28 protein-coding genes are annotated in these 22,472 nt (G+C 61.6%); 10 read left to right on the plus strand and 18 right to left on the minus strand.

What is annotated here, in order from left to right; genetic code table 11:
• Positions 1-2 precede the first annotated feature (2 nt).
• From ICI42_RS07700 to ICI42_RS07725, 6 genes are all read left to right on the plus strand, one after another.
• A complete protein-coding gene (locus ICI42_RS07700) occupies positions 3-1,862 on the plus strand; it encodes an ABC transporter ATP-binding protein (RefSeq protein WP_188164458.1) in 1,860 nt (619 codons plus the stop codon).
• 47 nt (positions 1,863-1,909) lie between these two features.
• Positions 1,910-2,185, plus strand: a complete 276-nt coding sequence (locus ICI42_RS07705; protein ID WP_330999127.1) for a DUF6665 family protein — start codon at positions 1,910-1,912, stop codon at positions 2,183-2,185.
• Between the two features lie 227 nt (positions 2,186-2,412).
• Entirely contained in the window at positions 2,413-2,976 is a 564-nt protein-coding gene (gene petA, locus ICI42_RS07710) for a ubiquinol-cytochrome c reductase iron-sulfur subunit (protein ID WP_188163974.1), read from the plus strand.
• 25 nt (positions 2,977-3,001) lie between these two features.
• A complete protein-coding gene (locus tag ICI42_RS07715) occupies positions 3,002-4,303 on the plus strand; it encodes a cytochrome b (RefSeq protein ID WP_188163975.1) in 1,302 nt (433 codons plus the stop codon).
• Positions 4,304-4,334: 31 nt separating this feature from the next.
• On the plus strand, positions 4,335-5,198 hold the full coding sequence (locus tag ICI42_RS07720; RefSeq protein WP_188163976.1) for a cytochrome c1: 864 nt from the start codon (positions 4,335-4,337) through the stop codon (positions 5,196-5,198).
• A 93-nt stretch (positions 5,199-5,291) separates the two neighbouring features.
• Complete coding sequence (locus ICI42_RS07725) at positions 5,292-5,837, plus strand: adenine phosphoribosyltransferase (RefSeq protein WP_188163977.1); 546 nt, start codon at positions 5,292-5,294, stop codon at positions 5,835-5,837.
• A gap of 6 nt (positions 5,838-5,843) precedes the next feature.
• Here ICI42_RS07725 and ICI42_RS07730 read toward each other — a convergent pair whose 3' ends face one another.
• From ICI42_RS07730 to ICI42_RS07800, 15 genes are all read right to left on the minus strand, one after another.
• On the minus strand, positions 5,844-6,302 hold the full coding sequence (locus ICI42_RS07730; protein WP_188163978.1) for a MaoC family dehydratase: 459 nt from the start codon (positions 6,300-6,302) through the stop codon (positions 5,844-5,846).
• Positions 6,299-6,760, minus strand: coding sequence for a MaoC family dehydratase (locus ICI42_RS07735; protein WP_188163979.1), 462 nt, complete (start codon positions 6,758-6,760; stop codon positions 6,299-6,301). Before ICI42_RS07735 ends, ICI42_RS07730 begins: the two co-directional genes overlap by 4 nt.
• A gap of 9 nt (positions 6,761-6,769) precedes the next feature.
• Positions 6,770-7,744 carry a magnesium/cobalt transporter CorA gene (gene corA / locus ICI42_RS07740; protein ID WP_188163980.1) on the minus strand — a complete coding sequence of 325 codons (975 nt, stop codon included), beginning with the start codon at positions 7,742-7,744 and terminating at the stop codon, positions 6,770-6,772.
• A gap of 188 nt (positions 7,745-7,932) precedes the next feature.
• Positions 7,933-9,036 (minus strand): redox-regulated ATPase YchF, encoded by a 1,104-nt coding sequence (gene ychF / locus ICI42_RS07745; RefSeq protein WP_188163981.1) that lies wholly within the window; start codon positions 9,034-9,036, stop codon positions 7,933-7,935.
• A 10-nt stretch (positions 9,037-9,046) separates the two neighbouring features.
• Positions 9,047-9,496 (minus strand): PIN domain-containing protein, encoded by a 450-nt coding sequence (locus tag ICI42_RS07750; RefSeq protein WP_188163982.1) that lies wholly within the window; start codon positions 9,494-9,496, stop codon positions 9,047-9,049.
• On the minus strand, positions 9,483-9,737 hold the full coding sequence (locus ICI42_RS07755) for a hypothetical protein (RefSeq protein WP_188163983.1): 255 nt from the start codon (positions 9,735-9,737) through the stop codon (positions 9,483-9,485). Before ICI42_RS07755 ends, ICI42_RS07750 begins: the two co-directional genes overlap by 14 nt.
• A 116-nt stretch (positions 9,738-9,853) precedes the next feature.
• Positions 9,854-10,570 carry an aminoacyl-tRNA hydrolase gene (pth, locus tag ICI42_RS07760; protein WP_188163984.1) on the minus strand — a complete coding sequence of 239 codons (717 nt, stop codon included), beginning with the start codon at positions 10,568-10,570 and terminating at the stop codon, positions 9,854-9,856.
• Positions 10,571-10,594: 24 nt separating this feature from the next.
• On the minus strand, positions 10,595-11,230 hold the full coding sequence (locus tag ICI42_RS07765; RefSeq protein ID WP_188163985.1) for a 50S ribosomal protein L25/general stress protein Ctc: 636 nt from the start codon (positions 11,228-11,230) through the stop codon (positions 10,595-10,597).
• Between the two features lie 199 nt (positions 11,231-11,429).
• Complete coding sequence (locus ICI42_RS07770; protein WP_188163986.1) at positions 11,430-12,365, minus strand: ribose-phosphate pyrophosphokinase; 936 nt, start codon at positions 12,363-12,365, stop codon at positions 11,430-11,432.
• 125 nt (positions 12,366-12,490) lie between these two features.
• Positions 12,491-13,642, minus strand: a complete 1,152-nt coding sequence (locus tag ICI42_RS07775) for a M24 family metallopeptidase (RefSeq protein WP_188163987.1) — start codon at positions 13,640-13,642, stop codon at positions 12,491-12,493.
• A gap of 4 nt (positions 13,643-13,646) precedes the next feature.
• Positions 13,647-14,438: a peptidoglycan editing factor PgeF gene (pgeF, locus tag ICI42_RS07780; RefSeq protein WP_188163988.1), complete on the minus strand. Its 792-nt coding sequence runs from the start codon at positions 14,436-14,438 to the stop codon at positions 13,647-13,649.
• A 108-nt stretch (positions 14,439-14,546) separates the two neighbouring features.
• A complete protein-coding gene (locus tag ICI42_RS07785; protein ID WP_188163989.1) occupies positions 14,547-15,629 on the minus strand; it encodes a class I SAM-dependent methyltransferase in 1,083 nt (360 codons plus the stop codon).
• Positions 15,626-16,489, minus strand: coding sequence for a prolipoprotein diacylglyceryl transferase (gene lgt / locus ICI42_RS07790; protein ID WP_188163990.1), 864 nt, complete (start codon positions 16,487-16,489; stop codon positions 15,626-15,628). Before lgt ends, ICI42_RS07785 begins: the two co-directional genes overlap by 4 nt.
• 52 nt (positions 16,490-16,541) lie before the next feature.
• Complete coding sequence (locus tag ICI42_RS07795; RefSeq protein WP_188163991.1) at positions 16,542-16,814, minus strand: type II toxin-antitoxin system RelE/ParE family toxin; 273 nt, start codon at positions 16,812-16,814, stop codon at positions 16,542-16,544.
• Positions 16,815-16,835: 21 nt separating this feature from the next.
• Positions 16,836-17,093: a type II toxin-antitoxin system ParD family antitoxin gene (locus ICI42_RS07800; protein ID WP_188163992.1), complete on the minus strand. Its 258-nt coding sequence runs from the start codon at positions 17,091-17,093 to the stop codon at positions 16,836-16,838.
• Between the two features lie 146 nt (positions 17,094-17,239).
• Here ICI42_RS07800 and ICI42_RS07805 point away from each other — a divergent pair, with 146 nt between their 5' ends.
• From ICI42_RS07805 to ICI42_RS07820, 4 genes are all read left to right on the plus strand, one after another.
• Complete coding sequence (locus tag ICI42_RS07805; protein WP_188163993.1) at positions 17,240-17,554, plus strand: accessory factor UbiK family protein; 315 nt, start codon at positions 17,240-17,242, stop codon at positions 17,552-17,554.
• 305 nt (positions 17,555-17,859) lie between these two features.
• A complete protein-coding gene (locus ICI42_RS07810; RefSeq protein ID WP_188163994.1) occupies positions 17,860-18,360 on the plus strand; it encodes a type III secretion system chaperone family protein in 501 nt (166 codons plus the stop codon).
• A gap of 9 nt (positions 18,361-18,369) precedes the next feature.
• Complete coding sequence (locus ICI42_RS07815; RefSeq protein WP_188163995.1) at positions 18,370-18,729, plus strand: tRNA-binding protein; 360 nt, start codon at positions 18,370-18,372, stop codon at positions 18,727-18,729.
• 158 nt (positions 18,730-18,887) lie between these two features.
• Positions 18,888-19,628 (plus strand): gamma-glutamylcyclotransferase, encoded by a 741-nt coding sequence (locus ICI42_RS07820; RefSeq protein WP_188163996.1) that lies wholly within the window; start codon positions 18,888-18,890, stop codon positions 19,626-19,628.
• Between the two features lie 8 nt (positions 19,629-19,636).
• Here the strand turns inward: ICI42_RS07820 and ICI42_RS07825 are convergent, their stop codons facing one another.
• From ICI42_RS07825 to ICI42_RS07835, 3 genes are all read right to left on the minus strand, one after another.
• On the minus strand, positions 19,637-21,052 hold the full coding sequence (locus ICI42_RS07825; RefSeq protein ID WP_188163997.1) for an ATP-binding protein: 1,416 nt from the start codon (positions 21,050-21,052) through the stop codon (positions 19,637-19,639).
• Positions 21,053-21,150: 98 nt separating this feature from the next.
• Positions 21,151-21,870 (minus strand): response regulator, encoded by a 720-nt coding sequence (locus tag ICI42_RS07830; protein ID WP_188163998.1) that lies wholly within the window; start codon positions 21,868-21,870, stop codon positions 21,151-21,153.
• Positions 21,857-22,390 (minus strand): MarR family winged helix-turn-helix transcriptional regulator, encoded by a 534-nt coding sequence (locus ICI42_RS07835; RefSeq protein ID WP_188163999.1) that lies wholly within the window; start codon positions 22,388-22,390, stop codon positions 21,857-21,859. The genes ICI42_RS07830 and ICI42_RS07835 overlap by 14 nt, the downstream gene beginning before the upstream one ends.
• Positions 22,391-22,472: the final 82 nt, after the last annotated feature.

The raw sequence follows: 22,472 nt of genomic DNA on the forward strand, positions 1-22,472 counted from the left end.
GCATGCAGGCCGTCTACCGGTGGTTCGAAAGCTGGGTCACGCCGTTCCGAGAACCTGCAAACCTGCGGCCGCCATCGTCGGTCGCGGGTTTTCTCTGGCATTATGTCGGCCAGGCGAAACTCGCCTTCTTCGCCATGCTGGTCATCGGCGGCATCGCCCCGCTCGTCGAAGCGGGGCTTTTCTACTTTGTCGGACGGCTGGTCGATATTCTCGATTCCGCGCCCGCCGACCGAAGCTGGGCTTCGCTGTGGGAAGCGGCCGGGCCGGAACTGCTGTTCATGGCCGCCGTGGTCCTCGTCATCCGCACGCTGGTCGTCGGCCTGGCCGCGCTGGTCGACGAGCAGACGATCACGCCCGGCTTCTACAACCTCGTGCGCTGGCAGGCGCATCGGCACGTCTCGCGCCAGTCCTACTCGTTCTTCCAGAACGATTTCGCCGGCCGCATCGCGACCAAGGTGTGGCAGTCGGGCCAGGCCACCGGCGACCTGATGGAAAGCTTTATCGAAGTCGTCTGGTTCATGATGGTCTACACCATTACCACGCTGGTTCTTGTGGCCGGGCTGGACTGGCGGCTCGCGGCGATGGTCGTGGTCTGGATCGTCGCCTTCGGGATTCTGGCGCGGCTCTATCTGCCCTCGATCCGCAAAAACGCCGAGGCGACGGCGGAAGCCGGTTCGATGATCAATGGCCGCATCGTCGATTCCTATTCCAACATCCATACGTTGAAGCTGTTCGCCGCCGATGGCGACGACCGCTACATCCGGCGCGGCTTCGACATCTATCTCGACGCGCTGCGGCCCTTCACGCGCAGCCTGACCGGCGTTCGCATCGCCTTGACCTTGCTGGCCGGCGTGATGATATCAGCGATCTCGTGGTTCGCGATCAATCTGTGGGTGGAGGGTGCGATCAGCGTCGGCGCAGTCGCCTTCACGCTCAGCCTCGTTCTGCGGCTCAACATGCTGCTGGGCCGGCTGATGATGCAGCTCAACGGCATCTTGCGGTCGCTCGGCGTTCTGGAGAATTCGAAGGCGCTGATCTCCCAGCCGCTGTCGCTGACCGACAAGCCGGGTGCTGCCGAACTCAAGGTCACCGGCGGCGAGATCGTGCTCGACAAGGTGACGTTCCACTATGGCAAAGGCTCGGGCGTGCTCGACGGCATCGACCTGAGGATCAGGCCGGGCGAAAAAGTCGGGCTGATCGGCCCGTCGGGTGCGGGCAAGACAACCATCGCCAATCTCATCCTGCGGCTCTACGACCTCGAAAGCGGACAGATCCGGATCGACGGGCAGGACGTGTCGCAGGTCACGCAGGTGTCGCTGCGCTCCAACATCGGCGTGGTGAGCCAGGACACGGCCTTGTTCCACCGTTCGCTGCGCGACAACATCCGCCTTGGCAGACCCGAGGCGACCGAGGAGCAGGTCATCGCTGCTGCCGAAAGGGCCGAGGCGCACGACTTCATCAGGCAGTTGCGCGACAACCGCGAGAGGGCGGGCTACGACGCTTATGTCGGCGAACGCGGCGTGAAGTTGTCGGGCGGACAGAGGCAGCGGGTGGCGATCGCCCGCGTGTTCCTCAAGGACGCGCCGATCCTGATTCTGGACGAGGCGACGTCTGCGCTCGATTCGCAGGTCGAGGCAGCGATCCAGGAAAGCCTTTTCGATCTGATGGAAGGCAAGACCGTGATTGCCATCGCGCACCGCCTGTCGACAATCGCAGCACTCGACCGGCTGATCGTTCTCGACAAGGGCCGCATCGTCGAGGAAGGCAGCCACCAGGCGCTGCTTGAAAAGGGCGGCCTCTATGCTCAACTTTGGAAGAGGCAGTCGGGCGGCTTTTTGGCCGACAGGCTCGCCGCCGAATAGGGTTTTCCATGTCGTTGCGTCCGCCACAGACATTCACCGCCGGAGGCATGTCCAACTCAGCGCTCGATGTGCTGGAGTATGAATTCCTCGCGGAGAAAGCGTCTGCGCTGGGACAGACCGGGCAACGCGTGGTGAAATGCCTCGACGCGCTGAAGGCGCATTCGGGAAGCGAGGAAGAGCGCGCCGTGTTGCGCAAGGCAGCCGCGGACGCGGTCTATGGCTACTTCATCCAGCGCGAACTCTGCGGTTTCCGGCGCCATGAGGATGTGATCCGCGAATATGCCATCCCCGGCGAAGTGCTTGCCAGGCTTGGAGCGAAGTGATCCTCGCGAAGTGTTGAAAAGAGCTGTTTGGAAGGCCTGTTGACACTGCTTGCGACAATCTGCCCACGTGCCTTGTGCCGTCTGGACAAAAACAGGCTTCACGCATAAACCGAACTCCAAATGCTGGAGGAACTACGCTAGCCTGATGCCATGCGATATCAGGCCGGCGTGTGAGCGGGGACAGGGCTCTTCCTTCAGCGGATTTGAGGCAGAAGGATCAAGGTCCCTTGAGCGCAACCGATACGACCGAGCCCAACCGGCGCGATTTTCTCTATGTAGCCACGGGTATGGCGGGCGTCGTCGCGGCAGGTGCCGTGGCATGGCCCTTCATTGACCAGATGCGTCCCGATGCATCGACGCTGGCGGCGGCCTCCATCGAGGTCGACGTTTCGTCGCTGACCCCCGGCATGTCGCTGACCGTCAAGTGGCGCGGCCGTCCGGTGTTCATCCGCAACCGTACGCCGGAAGAGGTCGAAGCGGCCAAGGAAGTGCCGATGTCGGATCTCAAGGATCCCGTCGCACGCAACGCCAACCTGGCTGCCGACGCCACCGCCAGCGACCTTGATCGCTCGGCGGGCGAGGGCAAGGAAAACTGGATCGTGATGATCGGCGTCTGCACCCATCTGGGTTGCGTGCCGCTCGGCCAGCAGGGCGATTTCGGCGGCTGGTTCTGTCCGTGCCATGGTTCGCACTACGATACGGCGGGCCGCATCCGTAAGGGCCCTGCGCCGGAAAACCTGCACGTACCGAGTTACGCGTTCGTTTCCGATACCACGATCCGGGTCGGCTGAGGCAGGGACAGAGGGGACACTTCACATGAGCGCTGGACACTCGACCTATCAGCCCAAGACCGGTATCGAACGCTGGATCGACGCACGCATGCCGCTGCCGCGGATGATGCACGATTCCTTCGTGTCCTATCCGGTGCCGCGCAATCTCAATTACGCCTACACGTTCGGCGGCATCCTCTCGATCATGCTGGTCGTGCAGATTCTGACCGGCGTCGTTCTGGCCATGCATTACACGCCGCATGTGACGCTGGCCTTCCAGTCCGTCGAGCACATCATGCGCGATGTGAACTCCGGCTGGCTCCTGCGCTACATGCACGCGAACGGCGCCTCCTTCTTCTTCATCGCCGTTTACGTCCACATCATGCGCGGTCTCTACTACGGCTCCTACAAGGCGCCGCGCGAACTGCTCTGGATCCTGGGCTGCATCATCTACCTCCTGATGATGGCGACCGGCTTCATGGGCTACGTGCTGCCGTGGGGCCAGATGAGCTTCTGGGGCGCTACCGTCATCACCGGCTTCTTCACCGCTATTCCGCTGGTCGGCGAGTGGATCCAGCAGTTGCTTCTGGGCGGCTTCGCGGTCGACAACCCGACGCTGAACCGCTTCTTCTCGCTGCACTACCTGCTGCCGTTCATGATCGCTGGCGTCGTCGTGCTGCACGTCTGGGCGCTGCATGTCACCGGCCAGACCAACCCGACCGGCATCGAAGTGAAGTCCAAGACCGACACGCTTCCCTTCACGCCTTATGCGACCATCAAGGACGCGTTCGGCATGGTGGTGTTCCTGCTGGTCTTCGCGTACTTCATCTTCTACATCCCGAACTTCCTCGGCCACCCCGACAACTACACCATGGCCGACTCGCTGAAGACGCCGGCGCATATCGTTCCGGAATGGTACTTCCTGCCGTTCTACGCGATCCTGCGCGCGATCACCTTCAACATCGGGCCGATCGACTCCAAGCTGGGCGGCGTGCTCGCCATGTTCGGCGCTATCGCGGTGCTGTTCGTGGTGCCCTGGCTCGATACGTCGAAGGTTCGTTCGGCGGTCTATCGTCCCTGGTACAAGCTGTTCTTCTGGCTGTTCGTGGTCAATGCGATCCTGCTCGGCTGGCTCGGCTCGCGTCCCGCCGAAGGCGTGTATGTGATCATGTCGCAGCTTGCCACGATCTACTATTTCGGCTTCTTCCTGATCATCATGCCGTTGCTTGGCCTGATCGAGACGCCGCGCCGCATGCCCAACTCGATCACCGAGGCTGTTCTGGAAAAGAACAAGGGCGGTTCGGGACTTCCGGCTGGCGCAACCGCCGCGCCGGAAACCAAAGGCTGAGCGACGAGAGAATCTTGAGAGGGATTTTGTAATGAAAAAGATTCTCAACGGACTGGTGGTGCTCGGCGTCCTGATGACAGGATGTGCCGGCGTTGCCTTCGCCGCCGAGGAAGCCGGACACAACCCGGCCGAGCCAACCCACTTCCCGATCCACAAGCCCGAGGAAATGGACTGGTCGTTCGCCGGACCTTTCGGCACCTATGACAAGGCGCAGCTGCAGCGCGGCTTCAAGGTCTATAAGGAAGTGTGCTCGGCCTGCCACTCGATGAACCTTGTGACTTTCCGGACCCTGGAAGGCGCGGGTTACAACGATGCGCAGATCAAGACCCTGGCCGCCGAATACCAGGTGCAGGACGGCCCCAATGCCGATGGCGAGATGTTCGACCGTCCGGCGGTCGCCAACGACCATTTCCCGTCGCCGTTCCCCAATTCCGCAGCCGCCGCTGCCGCCAACAACGGTGCTGCACCGCCGGACTTCTCGCTGATCGCCAAGGCGCGCGGCGTCGAGCGCGGCTTTCCGACCTTCGTCTTCGACATCTTCACGCAGTATGCGGAGAACGGTCCGGATTACATCCACGCTCTCCTGACCGGCTATGACGAGCAGCCGCCGGAAGGCATGGAGATCGCCGAGGGTACGCACTACAATCCGTACTTCATCGGCGGCAAGTCGCTGGCCATGGCCAAGCCGCTGTCCGATGGACAGGTGACCTACGAGGACGGCTCGCCTGAGACCGTCGACCAGTATTCGCGTGACGTGTCGGCCTTCCTGATGATGGTCGCGGAGCCGCATCTGGTGGACCGCAAGCAGACCGGTTTCGGCGTGATGATCTTCCTGATCCTGTTCTCCGGTCTGGTCTACCTGACCAAGCGCAAGGTCTGGGCGAACGCTCACTGAATCCATCGCCTATCGTGATCGAGGGCGCCTGCGGGCGCCCTTTTCTTTTGCGCTGCAAGGCGCAAGAACGGACGGGGTAACGGAGCCGCTTTTATGAATTCATCGCTCGAAAAGACGCTCCTGGCGTCGATCAGGACCATTCCGGATTATCCCAAGCCGGGTATCCTGTTTCGCGACATCACCACGCTTCTGGGCGATGCGCGCGCCTTCCGCCGCGCGGTGGACGAACTCGTGCATCCGTTCGCCGGCACCAAGATCGACAAAATCGCCGGTATCGAGGCGAGGGGTTTCATTCTCGGCGGGGCAATTGCACATCAGCTCTCTGCCGGCTTCGTGCCGATCCGCAAGAAGGGCAAGCTGCCGCATGAGACGGTGCGCGTGGCCTACAGCCTCGAATATGGCGTCGACGAAATGGAGATGCACAAGGATGCGATCGCGCCCGGCGAGCGGGTGTTGCTGGTGGACGACCTGATCGCCACAGGGGGCACGGCCGAGGGCGCCGTGAAGCTGTTGAAGCAGATGGGGGCGGATATCGCCGCGGCCTGTTTCGTCATCGACCTGCCGGATCTCGGCGGTCGCGCCAAGCTGGAAACGCTCGGCGTCGAAGTCAGGACGCTTGTCGCCTTCGAGGGGCACTGAGCGCCATCAGGCGACCTTGATGAGCACGGGGCTGTCGAACTGCAGGACCGTGTCTCCAGTGCTGTCGTAGCCCCCATTGAGGGTGTTGAGCAGTCGCCAGCCGGGGCGGGACGCGAGTGCGCGATGATCGATCACCAGCCGGGTGAAGGTGACGGTCTCGCCTGCATAGACGGGCTTGGGCCATTTGAGATTCTTGAAACCGGGAGAGGGGCCGAACTCCGGTGCCGGGCCTTGGCCTGTCCAGGCGGGCCCGCGATTTGTCAGGTTGTATTTCATCCAGGTCGCAGCGGTGTGCCAGCCCGACGCGCACAAGCTGCCGAAAACGCTGTTTTTCGCAAGTTCCTCATCGATGTGGAAGGGTTGCGGATCGTATTTCCGTGCGAAGGCCTTGATGCTTTCGGCGTCGAAACGGTGGCTGCCGAGCGTGACCGTCACGCCAACTTCCAGGAAATCGTCGAGCGTCATGCCTGACCTCCGCGAGACAGGAACATGCAGGTGTTCTGAAGCTCGAAGACGATTTCGCCCTTCTGGTTGGCCATCTCTGAGCGGAAGGTGACGAGGCCGAGCCCCGGACGGGATTTCGATTCGCGCTTGCTCAAAACCTGGCTCGTCGCGGTCAGCCGGTCGCCTGCGAGCACCGGACGTCTCCAATTGACGAAGTCGATGCCGGGAGCACCTTGCGAGGTCGAATCGAGCAGGATGCCATCGCAGAACAGGCGCATATACATGGCGCAGTTGTGCCAGCCGGAAGCGCCGAGCCCGCCGAGCAGGCTTGCCTTGCCGGCCTCCTCATCGAGATGCATGGGCTGGGCGTCGAACTCGCTGGCGAATTCGACGATCTCCTCAGCGGTGACGATCTTTTCTCCGAGGGGGATGACGCCGCCCTCCTCGAAATCCTCATATGCCCATTTTATGTCGCTCATCATGCAGTCCTATAGCCAGCCACGCCGCCGGAAGTAGAGATAGGGCAGGATCGCCGAAACGATCATCAGGCCGATGCCGAACGGATATCCATACTCCCAGTTGAGTTCGGGCATGACGTCGAAATTCATGCCGTAAATCGAGGCGACGAGCGTTGGCGGCAGGAAGATCACGGCGGCGACCGAGAAGATCTTGATGATCGCATTCTGCTCGATGTTGATCATGCCCAGCGTCGCGTCGAGCAGGAAGTTGACCTTCTGCGACAGGAACGTCGTGTGGTCGGCAATGGACAGGACGTCGCGCGATAGCGTCTTGATCCGGGCGCGGACATCCTTGTTCATCTTGGCCGTGGTCGCCGCATGGGCGAAGAAACCGGACAGCCGCTGCAGCGATGTCAGGCTGTCGCGGATGTTCGACGCCAGATCCTCCTTGCGGCCGATCTGGGTCAGCAGCGACTGGAAGTCCTGGCCGCCGCGCGTCTTGCCGTCGCGGGTGCGGAAAATCTCGCGTGAAAGCGCCTCGATGTCACGAGCGGCGCGTTCGAGAATATCGGCGATGCGGTCGACAAGCGCTTCGAGCAGGCCGATCAAAATCGTGTCGCCCGTCGTGCAGCCGGTATCGGCCTTCTCAGCGCGCTGGGGGTAGATGCGAAAGGCGCGAGGATCGTGATAACGCATGGTGACCAGCCTGCTGCCCACCAGCACGAAGGTCACCGGCGCCATGATCGGGTCTTCATCCACCTCGGTCTTGGCGGGTACGGTCGCCGTCATGAAATAAGCGCCGTCCTCGACATAAAGGCGGCTCGATATCTCGATCTCCTCCATCTCATCGCGGCTCGGCAGTTCTATGCCAAGCCAGTTCTGGATAGTGGCGACTTCTTCCCTGGTGGGCTCGTGGAGGTCTGCCCAGGCGATATCAGCCTTGTGGGCATCGAGATCGTCCACGAGACGCAGACGGCCGCTTTCCACGACGAATGCCTTGATCATCGTCGGGTCTCCCTTGCTCGGTGCCATGAAGATGCGTCGTTAGACGCACCGGTCCGGAGTGCGCGGGACCGCGCGGGCTTGTGCCCGTTCGGGTCAGGTGCAGAGGGCCCTTAGACCCGCCTGCAAGGGCAGTCAAGCGCGACAGTGCCGCGCTCTTGGACCCTTTGATCGGAACGCTTAGCCGGCGATCAGGTGTTGAACTTGAACAGCATGACGTCGCCGTCCTGCACGACATATTCCTTGCCTTCGTCGCGCGCCTTGCCGGCTTCCTTGGCGGGGACTTCGCCGCCCAGCGCGATGAAGTCGGTGTAGGCGATGGTCTGGGCACGGATGAAGCCGCGCTCGAAGTCGGTGTGGATGACGCCGGCAGCCTGCGGCGCCTTGGCGCCCTTGTGGACGGTCCAGGCGCGCGTTTCCTTGGGGCCGACGGTGAAATAGGTGATGAGGTGCAGGAGTTCGTATCCCGCGCGGATCAGCTTGTCGAGACCAGGTTCCTCCAGCCCAAGATCGGCCAGGAATTCCTTGGCCTCCTCGTCGGGAAGCTGGGCGACTTCCGCCTCGATGGCGGCCGAGATGACGACGGTCTTCGCGCCCTGGGCTGTGGCCATTTTTTCGACGGCAGCCGTGTGCTCGTTGCCGGTCGCAGCTTCGGCTTCGGAGACGTTGCAGACATAGAGCACGGGATGGGAGGTGAGCAGGTTCAAACCCTGCAGGATCGCCAGATCCTCCGCCGCAATGCCGTTGAGCAGCAGCCGGACCGGCTTGCCGTCCTGCAGCAGCGTCAGCGCCTGCTCCATGATCGGCAGGATGGTGGTGGCTTCCTTGTCCTTGCTCGCGGCGCGCTTGCGGAACTGCACGATACGGCGCTCGAGGCTGTCCAGGTCGGCAAGCATCAGCTCGGTTTCGACGGTCTCGGCGTCGGCGACGGGGTCGATGCGGCCTTCGACATGGGTGATGTCGTCATCCTCGAAGCAGCGCAGCACATGCACGATGGCATCGACCTCGCGGATATTGGCGAGGAACTGGTTGCCCAGCCCTTCGCCCTTGGAGGCGCCGCGCACCAGGCCGGCGATGTCGACGAAGGAGATGCGGGTCGGGACGATCTCCTTGGACTTGGCGGTGGTCGCGAGCTTCTGCAGGCGAGGATCGGGAACAGCAACCTCGCCGGTGTTCGGTTCGATGGTGCAGAACGGATAGTTTGCGGCCTGCGCGGCGGCTGTGCGCGTCAGCGCGTTGAATAGCGTGGACTTGCCGACGTTGGGCAAGCCGACGATGCCGCATTTGAAACCCATGATGATAACCTTACCGGAAACGGAGAATTTGCTCAGGGCTATGGGCGAAAGGATCAACGATCGTCAAGCCTTCGATGACCTGGCCGTCCTGCAAATCCTCGGAAAGGAAGTGTTTGCAGCCCAATTCGAGCGCGGATGCGATGAGCAGGCAGTCCCACCAGGAGTAGGCGTAGCGCTCTCGGACGTTCCTGGCGCGAAGAACGTCATGAACGGCCAATGGCGCAGTGCCGAAATCCGAAAATGTGTCGACCTGCCTAAAGACGCTGAGAACATCAAAGCGGCCCGGCTTCTTGAACAGAACGTTGGTGATTTCGTTCAAGACCTGCAAATTTGTGACGCCAAGATTGGTTTCGGTCAGGATGACCAACCAACGCCTCGCCTTTTCGCGTTTTTCGGCAAGGCCAATCTGAATCGAATACAGAAAGGTATTGCTGTCGATGAATATCTTATCGCCGGGCATTTCGTTCTTCGGCGGTTGGCATGCGTCCGTTTTCAGTTACATCCCACATCGGTCCGTCGAAAATACGCTGCAATGCTTCCAGCCGGCGTTTCGTCTCAGAATTCGCAATTTGCTCGGCATTCGCCAGATTGCTTTTGAGCAAATCGGCAACATACTGGGAAGCCGTTCTACCGGTTTCGGCAGCCTTACGCTCTGTTTCTTGCATCAGATCGTCAGCAATTGAAATCGTCAGGTTTCTCATTTCCTCACCTTCGGAAAACCTTCTGACCTGAAAGTAGCATCGCACTGCGCCAGCTTCAACGAATCAGCGCCTCACCTTGTGTTGCGCATGGGTCGCCCTGTTTTTCAGCTGTTGAATCACTCCTTGTTGCCAAGGAGCTTTCTTAGCATGGCGGCCATCGGACCTGTGTCAGGAGCCTTTATGGCCGGCTGTTGCGGGCGAGCCTGGCGGATATGGCTCTGGGCTTTCGCGGCAGGCTTTGCTGGCTCGGCTTTGGCCTTTTCCGATCCTGGCAATGCCAAAGCGAGCTTGTTCATGAAGCCGCTGTCATCGCCTTTGGCGAGATAATCGGCATTGTCTCCGAACGCCTCGAGCAGCGGCTCGAGCCACTCGCGGTCGGCTTTCGAGAAGTCGCCGAGAACGTAGTTGTGAACCAGCGCCTTGACGCCGGGATGGCCGATGCCGATGCGGACGCGCTTGTAATTCTGGCCGCAATGGGCGTCGAGCGACTTGATGCCGTTATGGCCGCCAGAGCCGCCGCCCACCTTGATCCGCACCTTGCCGGGAGCGAGATCGAGTTCGTCATACAGGACTGTGATGGCGGATGTGTCGAGCTTGTAGAAGCGCATGGCTTCGCCGACCGACTGGCCGGACAGGTTCATGAAGGTCTGCGGCTTGATCAGGATGACCTTCTCGCCGCCGAGTCTGCCTTCGGCGATCTCCGCCCGGAATCTCTTCGACCAGGGCGAAAAGGAATGGCGGCGGGCAATCGCGTCCGCCGCCATGAAACCGACATTGTGCCGATTGTTCGCATATTGTGCACCCGGATTGCCAAGACCTGCGATGAGCAGCATGTTCCGGCCCTCCGGGAAAACCGATTATTCCTCGGTTTTTTCCGCCTCTTCGGTGGTCTCGGCCTCTGCGCTGTCTTCTTCAGACTTCAGAGCCGCCGGGGCTGCAACCGTCGCGATGGTGAAATCGCGGTCGCTGATGACCGGGGTCGCGCCCTTGGGGAGCTCGATGGCCGAGATGTGGATGGAGTCGCCGATTTCCAGGCCGGTGAGGTCGACGGTGATCGCCTCGGGGATGGAGTTGGCCGCGCAGTGCATTTCGATCTCGTGACGAACGATGTTCAGAACACCGCCGCGCTTGATGCCGGGCGACTTCTCTTCGTTGATGAAGTGAACCGGAACCTGGACGTTGACTTCGGTGTTCTTGCCGACGCGCAGGAAGTCGACATGCATGGGGAAGTCGCGGACCGGATCCAGCTGGTAGTCCTTGGGGAGAACCTGGATCTTTTTGCCGTCCAGGTCGATCGTTGCGACAGTGGTCATGAAGCCGCCGCCGTGGATCTTGTAGAAGACATCCTTGTAGGACAGCGTGATAGCCAGGGGAGGCTGCTTGTCGCCGTAGATGACTGCAGGCACTTTACCGTTGCGGCGAATCTCTCGGGCGGACCCCTTACCGACCCGTTCGCGCGCTTCGGCCTTGAGCTCGTAAGTTTCATTGCTCATGGCAATTCCTTTCGCGATATACTGGAGCACTTTCGCCGGTCACCTGAGCGACCGCCGAAAATGTAGAAAGCCGCGAATTCGCGGCCCTCGACCGCGTTGCCTCCAAGGGTGTCTACGCGGATGGCGGCTCTATAACGGAAGGGGTTAAAAAGCGCAAGTTTCGGCCGGAACTTCCGTCGGCTTTTGCTTTTTGCCCGATTCAGTCGAACAGGCTGGATACAGACTCTTCGCTCGCCGTACGGGAAATCGCCTCGCCGATCAGGTCGGCGATGGATACGACGCGGATATTGGGAGCGTCGAGCACCGCCTGGGTCGGCTGGATGGAATCGGTGATGACCAGTTCCTGCAGCTTGGAGCCGCTGATGCGGGCGACCGCGCCGCCCGACAGCACGCCATGGGTGATGTAGGCGGTGACGCTGCTGGCGCCTTTTTCGAGAAGGGCATCGCCTGCGTTGCAGAGCGTGCCGCCGGAATCGACGATATCGTCGAACAGCAGGCAGTCCTTGCCGGTGACATCGCCGATGACGTTCATCACTTCGGATTCACCGGGACGCTCGCGGCGCTTGTCGACAATGGCAAGCTGGGCGTCGACGCGCTTGGCCAAGGCGCGGGCGCGGACCACGCCGCCGACATCGGGCGACACGACCATGATGTTGCTGAGCTGCTTGTATTTTGCCTTCACGTCGCGGGCCATGACGGGCACCGAAAACAGGTTGTCGGTCGGGATATCGAAGAAGCCTTGGATCTGCCCGGCATGCAGGTCGAGCGTCAGGACGCGGTTGACGCCGGCCCGGGTGATCATGTTGGCGACGAGCTTTGCCGAGATGGGCGTGCGGCCCGAGGCACGGCGATCTTGCCGGGCGTACCCGAAATAGGGAATCACCGCCGTGATGCGCCGTGCCGACGAGCGCATGAAGGCGTCGATCATGATCATCAGTTCCATCAGATGATCGTTGGTCGGAAACGATGTCGACTGGAGAATGAAAACATCCTCGCCACGGACATTTTCCTGAATCTCGACAAAAATCTCCTGATCGGCAAAGCGGCGGACCGTCGCCTTACCAATCGGAATGTTGAGATATCGGGCGACCGCTTCGGCCAGCACCCTGTTGGAATTGCCCGCGAAGAGTTTCATGCATCTGTCCTGCCGAAGGGATGTTGTCCGGGCTTTTAGCGTCCCCCGCTGCTATTGCAAGCGGAGTCGGACCTCAACCCCAATAAACACCGTCATTCGTGTTGCGCCGGCGCATCATTATGGGGTCACCGCAGGATCAGGTCGAGACCGTGGCGCGACAGCGCCCTGGGCGCGGACTCGGTGGTCAGATAGGTGTGTCCGAGCGTCATGGCGGTCTCGGTCTCCGAATCCATGATGATCATATGCGCGAACAGCGTCATGTTCGGTGCGATCGGCTCGGGGTTGCCCTGGTAGAACATCGGCATGTCCATCCAGGACGGGGTGAAGCGCGCGCCCAGCGAATAGCCGCAGGCATTGAGCCGGTGCTTGGTCAGACCATGCGATTCCATCGACCTCGCGTGGGCGTCGAAAACGTCGCCGAAGGTGTTGCCCGGCGTCATCACCTTTTCCACAGCAAGCAGGGCGGCGAGTGCGGCGTCGTAGAGCTCCTGATGACGCCTCGACACCTTGCCGACGAGCACCGTGCGCATCATGGCCGCATGGTAGTGATGATAGACACCGGCCCATTCGAGCGTCAGCTGGTCGTTCTTGCTGAGCTTGCGTCGGCCCGCCTTGTAGCGGCAGAGCAAGGCATCCGTGCCGGAACCGATGATGAACTCGTTGGCGGGGTAGTCGCCACCGCCGGCAAAGATCGCGCCCTGCATGGCCGCCAGGATCTGGCCTTCGTCGCCGCCCTGCTTGATCAACGGAAGGGCGGCGTCGAGCGCATCGTCGGCAAGGTTAGCTGCCTTTTCGACCTTCTTGATCTCCTCGGGGCTCTTGAACAGACGCAGGCGCGAGACCAGCCCGGAGGCGTCGGAGATCTGCGCGAAGGTCTGCAATTGCTCATCGAGGCGCCGGCCGTTTAGGGCGGTCAGGCCGTGGGTGTCGTATTCGACGCCGATGCGCGAGCCCAACAGGTCGAGGTCGTTGAGCAGGTCGCGCAGGTCGACCGCGGGGTTGGCGCCCTCGCGGTCGGTCCACAGCACGATATTTTGGATGGTCGAGGTATGGCGCGCCTGGCGCAGGTCGGCCGAGCGGGTCAACAGGATCATCGAGCCATCGGCCTGTACCACCAGGCACTGGAAGAAGCAGAAGCCGAAGGTGTCGTAGCCGGTCAGCCAGTACATGCTTTCCTGGGCGAAGAGGAGAACCGCGTCGAGCTTCTTTTCGGCCATCTCGATGAGGAGACGGTCGCGACGGGCGTCGAATTCGGTTCGTTCGAAATGCAGCGCCATGAAATTACCTTTCGAGGACGATGGCGGAGACCTGTCGGCCGTAATCCGCTTCCTTGTGGTGGGTGGTGCGGCGGTAGCTGTAAAACAGCGCCTCTTCCGCATAGGTGCAGAGCCCAAGCATATCCGCCTGAACGCCGGCCTTGCGCAGGCGGTCGACGGTGTAGCCATTGAGATCGAACAGCGCGTGGCCGACCTGCAGGGAGGGGACGAAGTAGCGCTCGTTTTCGGTGTCGTCGGCGACGAATCGCTCGACGAATTCCGGGCCTACCTCGTAGTTGGCGGCGCTGATCGATGGGCCGAGCACCGCGACGATGTTATCGCGCCGGGCGCCCAGCGTTTCCATGGCTGCTACGGTGTTCTCCAGCACGCCGGTGAAGGCACCTTTCCAGCCGGCATGCGCCGCGCCGATCACCCCTGCCGTACTGTCCGCGAAAAGCACCGGGCCGCAATCCGCGCTGGAGGCGCCCAGCGCAAGACCCGGCACATTCGTGACCAGAGCATCGACCTTGGGCCGCGGGCCGGAAAACGGTTCGGTTACGACCAGCGCGTCGGGCGAATGAACCTGATATGCCGTCAAAAGCCGGTCGGGCGCAACGCCCATCCATTCGGCGACGCGCCGCCTGTTTTCCGCAACCGATGCGGGGTCATCGTCGGAGCCGACGCCGGTGTTAAGGCTGGCGTAAATACCTTGCGAAACGCCGCCGCGACGGGTGAAATAGCCGTGCCTTATGCCGTTTTCGCCGGCCTTGGAGAGCAGGTCCGAGCGGACCGGATCCGGTTTCGAATCGTTCAGCATTGCCGCCTTGTCGTTTCTGGACGCCGCCGCGTCAAGACCTCGCGAGCGGCTTGATAGTGTCCGCCGCAGCGCTGCGGAGAGTGGGGCAGCGCAGGCCTGACTGTCAACTCAGGAGGAAAAGCCCGGCACCGCGACATCCCGCGGGACGATAGCAAGGACCTTGAAAAGCCGTCCCATCTGGTCCTCGCCGGCAAGCCGTTCGACCTCGGAACGGAGGCGCTCGCGGCCGGCCTCGTCAAAACCCGCGCCGAGCGCGCCGGCTCGTTCGAGCAGGCCCATGCCGAGCAGGAAATCGCCTTGCGTGGCGGTGTGGGCTACAAGACCGTGGCTTTGCGCGCTCGCTGCGATGCCCTCGAAATCGACATGCGCGGTCAGGTCTGCCTCGCCTGGCTCGGCCAGCACATCGGCATAGGCATGCCGGCGCATAGCCTGCAGCGTATCGCCAATGCCCGGTTCCAGATAGCCATAGTCGAAGAAGAGCCCGGCGCCGCCACGCTGGGCGATGGGGGCGGCGATGGACGCCATTGTGGCGCCGCGGGCAGGGGCAAGCTCGACAATGGCCCCTTCGGGCGCTGCCGCGGCGTCGGGCGGCAACAGGCTCGAATCGAGCGAGTTCAGCCCGGCGACGAAGCGCAGCTTCCGATCGTCGTCCAATGCGACCAGACGCTCGCGCCAGCCTTCCGGCATCTTCACGAACTGGCGGATCGGAATGGCGTCGAACAGTTCGTTGCCGACGATGAACAGCGGCAGAGGCGGCAGCGTCTCCACCGTTTCGTGCCAGGAGACGACGGCGGGCGCATCGGCGAGGGTCTCGACCTGAATCCGCGTCAGGCGCGGGCTCGCTTCGACCAAAGCGAAGGACGCCTCGTCAACGATGCGCTTGTCGAGCCGCGCAAGGCTGCGCATGATATCCTTCATCAGCGTGCCCCGTCCGGGGCCGATTTCGGCGAAGGTGCAGGGCAGTGGGCTGCCTGATGCACGCCATGCGGCAAACAGCCAGACGGCGACCAGTTCGCCGAACATCTGGCTGACTTCGGGCGCGGTGGTGAAGTCGCCCTTCACGCCGAACGGTTCGCGTGTCGTGTAGTAACCGTCGGTCGGATCGAACAGGCACATCGCCATATATTCGGCCACGCTGATCGCGCCCGATGTCTCGATCAGCGTGGCGATGCGCTGGGCCAGCGCATTCATTTCGTCACAGCCGCGATGTCTGGCCGCGGCGCCGGTTTGGCGGTCAGCATCCATGCGACGCCGAGGATGAAGATCGGGAGCGACAACACCATGCCCATGGTGAGCCAGCCGCCCAGCAGGTAGCCGAGCTGCGGGTCGGGCTCACGGAAGAACTCGACGAAAATGCGCGAGGCGCCATAGCCGGCGACGAAGGCGCCGCCGACAAAGCGCGGCGTCTTCAGCTTGAGCCGCGAATGGGTCAGGAACCGCAGGATGAAGAACAGGACGAGGCCCTCCAGAAGCGCCTCATAGAGCTGGCTGGGGTGCCGGGCCAGCGGCCCGCCATTGGGGAAGACAAAGGCCCATGGCACATCCGTCGGCCGGCCCCAGAGCTCGGAGTTGATGAAGTTGGTCAGGCGTCCCAGCCCGAGGCCGACCGGCACTCCGGCGGCGACGACATCGATCAGCGACCATGGGTTGATGCCGCGCTTCCGGGCAAACAACACCATGGCCAGGAAGGTGCCGAGCAGGCCGCCATGGAAAGACATGCCGCCCTGCCAGACGGCGAAGATGTCGAGCGGATTGGCGATATAGCGCTGGAAATCATAAAACAGAATGTAGCCGACGCGACCGCCCAGAACCACACCTATGGCGGCCCAGACAAGGAAGTCGTCGAGGTCTTCGGCCTGCATCGGCTTGTGGCCGGCGGGCCAGAGGCGCGGATTGGCAACGAGCCGCTTGGCATATTGCCAGGCAAAAATGATGCCGGCGATATAGGCGAGTCCGTACCAGTGGATGGCAAGCGGCCCGATGCTGACGATGACCGGGTCGATGTTGGGGAAGGGCAGGGCGGCCAGAGGCAGCAGCATATATTCGGACAAAGTGTCTCTCCAGACGCGGGATGCGGGACCATGATCCAGGCTTTGGGCGGGGTCAAGGCAAGAGCGGATCGTAGTCCATCGCGCCGTGAAGCACTTTCAAAACGTTTATCGAGTTCTCAGTCACCTGAAAGAAGTTCAGGTAATTTCCATGAACGCGTTGCCGAACGCCGCTTTGTTCGTGACCTGGCAACAGAGGATAACCCAGTGGGAGTTCGGCGAGTGACACACACCCATGTCGCAATTCGCCGACAAAGGGAATTGCTCTTTCTGGGCTTGAGCTTGCGATATGATCGCCGATGCGTTCTAGGTCTTGCTCCGCCGCCATCGCAAGCGGACGTTCATGGAGCTAGCTTCCGTGGGAAGCCATGGCCTCATATTTCGCTTTCAGGCGATCAAATACGTCTTCTGCAGGCTTCGCTCTGCCAGCCGCTGCGTCCGAAAGTCCTTCCGCGAGAGCGGCATCGAGAGCCAGGCGCTTTTCGCGTTCCTCAACCAGCCTGACACCTTCGCGAAGCACCTCGCTTTTTGAATTGTAGCGTCCTGTCCGGACGAGTTGGTTGACGACGTCTTCCAGATAGCCGCCGAGATTCGCGCTCAGTGCCATGCGGTCATCTCCTTTGCTGCTCTGAAAGACAATAACTATTATTGCCTCTGGCAATCCGCAACTATTTGTCATGCTGCGAGATCGCGCAAGCTTGCATTCCGCACTGCGTCGCCCTACGTCGAAGGGAGTTATGCGAGGGTTTTGCCATGTCGACCGGTTCCAATCGTATTCTCGACGAGTTCGCCAAGCTTCTGACCGACGCCGCAGGTGCCGCGCAGGGTGTGCGCCGCGAGATGGAAACTGCCTTCCGCGCCCAGGGCGAACGCATCCTCAACACGATGGATGTCGTGCAGCGCGAGGAATTCGAAGCCGCCCGCGAAATGGCGGTGAAGGCGCGTGCGGAAAACAAAGTTCTGACGGCGCGCCTCGAAGCGTTGGAGGCGAAATTCGCCGAGATGCAGGGCTCGTCTTTCGGCGAAGCTGCCGCTACGGCACCGCGCAAGCCGCGCTCGACAAAATAATCTTTGGACTTGTCCACAAAGCGCGGCACGCAAAAAGCGCTTTATGCTGAATCGCTTAACAGCGATTGGTGAATCTCGGCCACAGGCGCTGTCCACATCCTATATGGGCATCGCGAAAAATTGGGCTGTTCACGACTCTCCGTATCAATAGACTGAATTTGTTGCATGATTCGAAGCGGATCAGGCGATGGACGGCGGGGGCCGGCGCAAGACTTGTTGCGCCCATGATTGTCGTTCGGGACCAGCAAAGATTTGTCTGATCGCAGCTTGTCTGCGGCGATGCCCGGAACTGTCAGGACGCATTCATGGAACTTCTGGAACTCGAGTTCTCCCGTGAAATCCACCCGGTGGACGTCATCGAGCAGGTCGCCAACAACAATGACTGGTCGTTCGAGCGGGCCGGGGACGACGAGATCGCGATTTCGGTAGCCGGAAGCTGGACCGACTATCACGTCTCCTTTTCCTGGATGGAGGACTTTGAGGCGCTGCATCTGGCCTGCGCCTTCGACATCAAGGTTCCCGAGACCCGCGCGCTTGAGATCATGCGCCTTCTTTCGCTGATCAACGAGCAGATGCTGTTCGGGCATTTCGATCTCTGGGAACAGGAAGGCGCGATCATGTTCCGCCAGTCCTTGTTGCTTGCCGGCGGCGTCGAGCCGACCAGCCAGCAGGTCGAAATCCTGCTGTCGTCAGCGCTCGAAGCCTGCGAATGCTATTTCCAGGCGTTCCAGTTCGTCGTTTGGTCGGGAACTTCGGCCAAGGAAGCATTGGCAAGCGTGCTGTTCGAAACCCAGGGCAACGCCTGAGATTTTTCGATGAGCGCAAGCACCGAACGCAAGCCCGAAATCACATTCGCGGAGTTCGACAAGGTCGACATCCGCGCCGGCACGATTGTAGAAGCCGAGCCGTTTCCGCAAGCGCGCAAGCCGGCGATCAAGTTGAAGATCGATTTCGGTCCCTTGATCGGCGTGAAGAAATCCTCGGCGCAGATCACCAAATACTATGAGCCCGCAGAATTGATCGGCAAACAGGTCTTTGCCGTGGTGAATTTCCCGCCGCGCCAGATCGGCCCCTTCATGTCGGAGGTGCTGACGCTCGGATTCCCCGACGAAGAGGGCGCCGTGGTGCTGGGCGCGGTCGATCGCAAGGTGCCCGACGGCGGACGGCTGTTCTAGAGCGTTTCCTGTTTAGATTGAGACAGAACTGCTTCAATCTAAACAGGAAACGCTCAAGTTTACACTCCGTCATCAATCGGCGCCTTGACGCGAGCGCTCATGCCCTGTCTGCTAAGGCCATGCTGAAACGAGAAGCCGATTTCGCCCCGGAGTCCGGGATGGCCGTCACTGATGCCTCCCGCGTAGCGACGACCGGAAGAACGGCGCCACGCGCAAGAACCCTCTCGCTCACCTCCGAACTGGTGGCGCTGACCGTGCGGCCGGAGCCCGAACTGCCCTTCCCAGATTACTGGACTTTGCTGAGCGATGAAGAGCTGGACGCGCTGGCTGCGCGCTACGACGCGGAGTGCGGCGACGATCCGCTGTGGGTCTTCGCTTATGGCTCGCTGATCTGGAAACCGGATTTCGACGCCGTCGACCATATGCGCGCCGCCGCCTATGGCTGGCACCGGTCCTTCTGTCTGAAGATGGAGGCCTGGCGCGGCACACCGAAGCAGCCCGGCCTGATGATGGCGCTGGAACGCGGCGGGCGTTGCGACGGCGTCATATACAGAATCCGCCAAGAGGATCGTGTCACCCAGATACGGCGGATGTTTTTCCGCGAACTGCGCGTGCATGAAAATCTGCATATGGTGCGCTGGATTCCGGTGGAGACCGCCGCGGGCAAGATGCGGGTCATGGTCTTCTGGGCGGGGCCGAGCGGCGAGCGGGTAGCCAACCGGCTGCCCCTGGATGAAGTGGCCTGGATTTTGGCGCGCGCCCGCGGCCATGCCGGCTCATGCGCGGAATATCTGTTCAACACCGTCGCCCATCTCGAGGAATTCGGCATCCACGACCGCAATCTCTGGACGCTGCAACGGCTCGTTGCCGACGAGATCAAGGCCATACACGGCCTGTAGCCCTTCCTTCAGGCGGGAACTCGGATCACGGCGCGCAGGCCGCCCAGCGGGCTGTCTTCCAGCGTGATGTCGCCGCCATGGCTGCGCGCGATATCGCGGGCGATGGACAGGCCAAGCCCTGTGCCGGTGGAATCGAGATTGCGTGCTTCGTCCAGGCGGTAGAACGGCTTGAACACGTCCTCACGGCGCTCGGGAGGAATGCCGGGGCCGTCATCGTCGACGGTCACGGTCAGAGTGCCCTTGTTGTGGACGGCGGTGACATCGACTTTCTTGGCATAGCGAAACGCATTGCCGACGATGTTTGCCAGCAGCCGGTCGAAGGCATTGGGCCGGACATGGATGCTCGGGTCGCCGGTCAGCTTGGTGGTGATCTTGCGCTTGCGCAGCTTGGCTTCGTCGCTGATCTTGTCGAGATAGGCGGCAAGGTCGAAGCGGCCGGGATCCTCCGACGCTTCGCCGCGCGCGAACGCCAGATAGCCTTCCAGCATCGACTGCATGTCGTCGATGTCCTGGTTCATCGCCTCGGTGTCGGCCTTGCTGCGGCTCAGCGCCAGTTGCAGTTTGAAGCGGGTGAGAATGGTGCGCAGATCGTGGCTGACGCCCGTCAGCATGGCGGTGCGCTGCTCGATCTGGCGCTCGATGCGTTCGCGCATCTGGATGAAGGCGAAGCCGGCGCGCCGCACTTCCTCCGCACCGCGCGGACGGAAATCGGCCGGCATCGGCCTGCCCTTGCCAAAGCTCTCGGCGGCCTCGGCAAGCTTCAGGATCGGCCTGATCTGGTTGCGCAGAAACGGAATGGCGATCATCAGCAGCACCAGCGACGTGCCGACCATCCAGACGATGAAGATATGGGTGTTGGACGCGTAGGCCTGGCTGCGGCGGATGAAGACGCGCAGCACCTTGTTCTCCAGCTGGATGCGCACCTCGATGATGTTCGAATTGCCCACCGTATCGATCCAGAACGGTCGGTTGATCTGCCGGTTGATCTCGCTCGACATGGTTTGGTCGAGGATCGAGAAGAATGGCTTCGGTCCCGGGGCGGGCAGGGGGTCTGGCGGCAGGATGTCGACCTTCATCTGCATGCGCTCCTGGGCAATGCGGATGATGTTGGCGTAGTCGGAATCCTGCGGTGAGGTTTCGACCAGATCGATGATGGCGGCAATGTCGCGCGTGACGGCTTGCGACAGGCGCTGGGTGACCGTTTGCCAGTGGCGCTCCATGAAGACGAAGGCCACCACCGACTGCAGCAGAATCATCGGCGTGATGATGATGATGAGCGAGCGGGCATAGAGCCGCTTGGGCATATAAAGGGAGACGAGGCGCCAGAACCGGCGCCAAACCCGGCGTATGCCGACGGTGGCGCGAAGGAACCGCGCCCACACACCGCCGCTGCCGGCCGTCCTGTCCAATTCCGTGCTTGCCATGCGCCTCTATCACCGGACGGCGACATGACGTCTGCCGCTTCGTCGGGCAGCTTCCGCCCTCGCTTCCGCGACAAGCCGGTCAGCCGCCCGGCACAAGTCTATTCCACGCTGAGCCGATACCCAATACCGCGCACGGTCTGAAGCCATACCGGATTGGCAGGGTCACGCTCGATTTTTCGCCGCAACCTGTTGATCTGAACGTCGATTGTGCGTTCGCCGACATCGGTGTCGCCGGTCACAAGTTCGTGACGCGGGATGGTCTCGCCGGCCCGAGCCGCGAAGATGGCCAGAATCTCCTGCTCGCGCTCCGTCAGTTTCAACGCATCGCCGCCCCGCTTGAGCTCGCGCCGCGCGATCTGGAACGTATAGGGACCGAACACCAGTTGCTCGACCTTTGGGGTTGTGGCCGGGCCGCCGCGACGCAGGATGTTGTTGATGCGCAGGATCAGTTCACGGGGGTCGAAAGGTTTTGGCAAATAGTCGTCGGCGCCGGCCTCCAAGCCGGTGATGCGGCTGTCGGTTTCCGACAGCGCCGTCAGCATCAGGATGGGTACGGTCTTCTGCTCGCGCAGGGATTTGGTCAGATCCACGCCGCTTTCGCCCGGCATCATTACGTCGACGATGAGCAGGTCGAAGTCGAGGCCGGCAAGCTTTTTACGCGCCTCGGAGGCATTGCCCGCCACCGTTACGCGAAAGCCGTTCTCGGTCAGATATTGCTTGAGCAGGTTGCGAATCCGGGTGTCGTCGTCGACGACCAGAAGATGCGGCGCGTCGTCGCTGAGGGGAGCCGTCTGGCCGGAAGCTTCATTGTTTTCCATCGTCTTTCCCTGACATGTTTCCGGGCAGGTGGTCGATCTGCGCCCTCAGTTCGGGATTGACCATGCCCTTCAGGAACCGCTCGATCGACAGCCGTCCGGCCGCGCTCTCGCCTTCCAATGCCGCATGGATGCGGCGCGACTGTGGCCGCGCCAGCATGAGGAGAAAGTTACGCCCTTTGGCGGTGGGGTACAATTCCCGCTGCCTTCGGTCGCGAAGCCCCTGGACCTGAACGATATGGCCGGTGTCGATCAGCTGCTTGAGAACCCGCGCCAGGCTCTGCTTGGTGATCTGCAGGACCTCCAGAAGTTCGGCAACCGTCAGCCCCGGCAAGCGGTTGACGAAGTGCACGACCCGATGGTGCGCCCGCCCGAAGCCGTAGTCGGCCAGAATCTCGTCGGGGTCGGAGGTAAAATCGCGATAGGCGAAGAACATCAGCTCGATAATCGAGAAGTCGATACCCTCCTCGATCGTTATTGGCATACGGATGGGCTCATCTGAGGCGCCCTTGCGTTCTTTCATGCGTTTTCCAAGTCTGATGGAATTTATGTCAGCAGTGTTGACATAAATTAGCTGATCTCGTAATTTCTGCCAAGCTTTTCGG

It is taken from the genome of Oryzicola mucosus, assembly GCF_014534685.1.
GTDB classification, from domain to species: Bacteria; Pseudomonadota; Alphaproteobacteria; order Rhizobiales; family Rhizobiaceae; genus Oryzicola; species Oryzicola mucosus.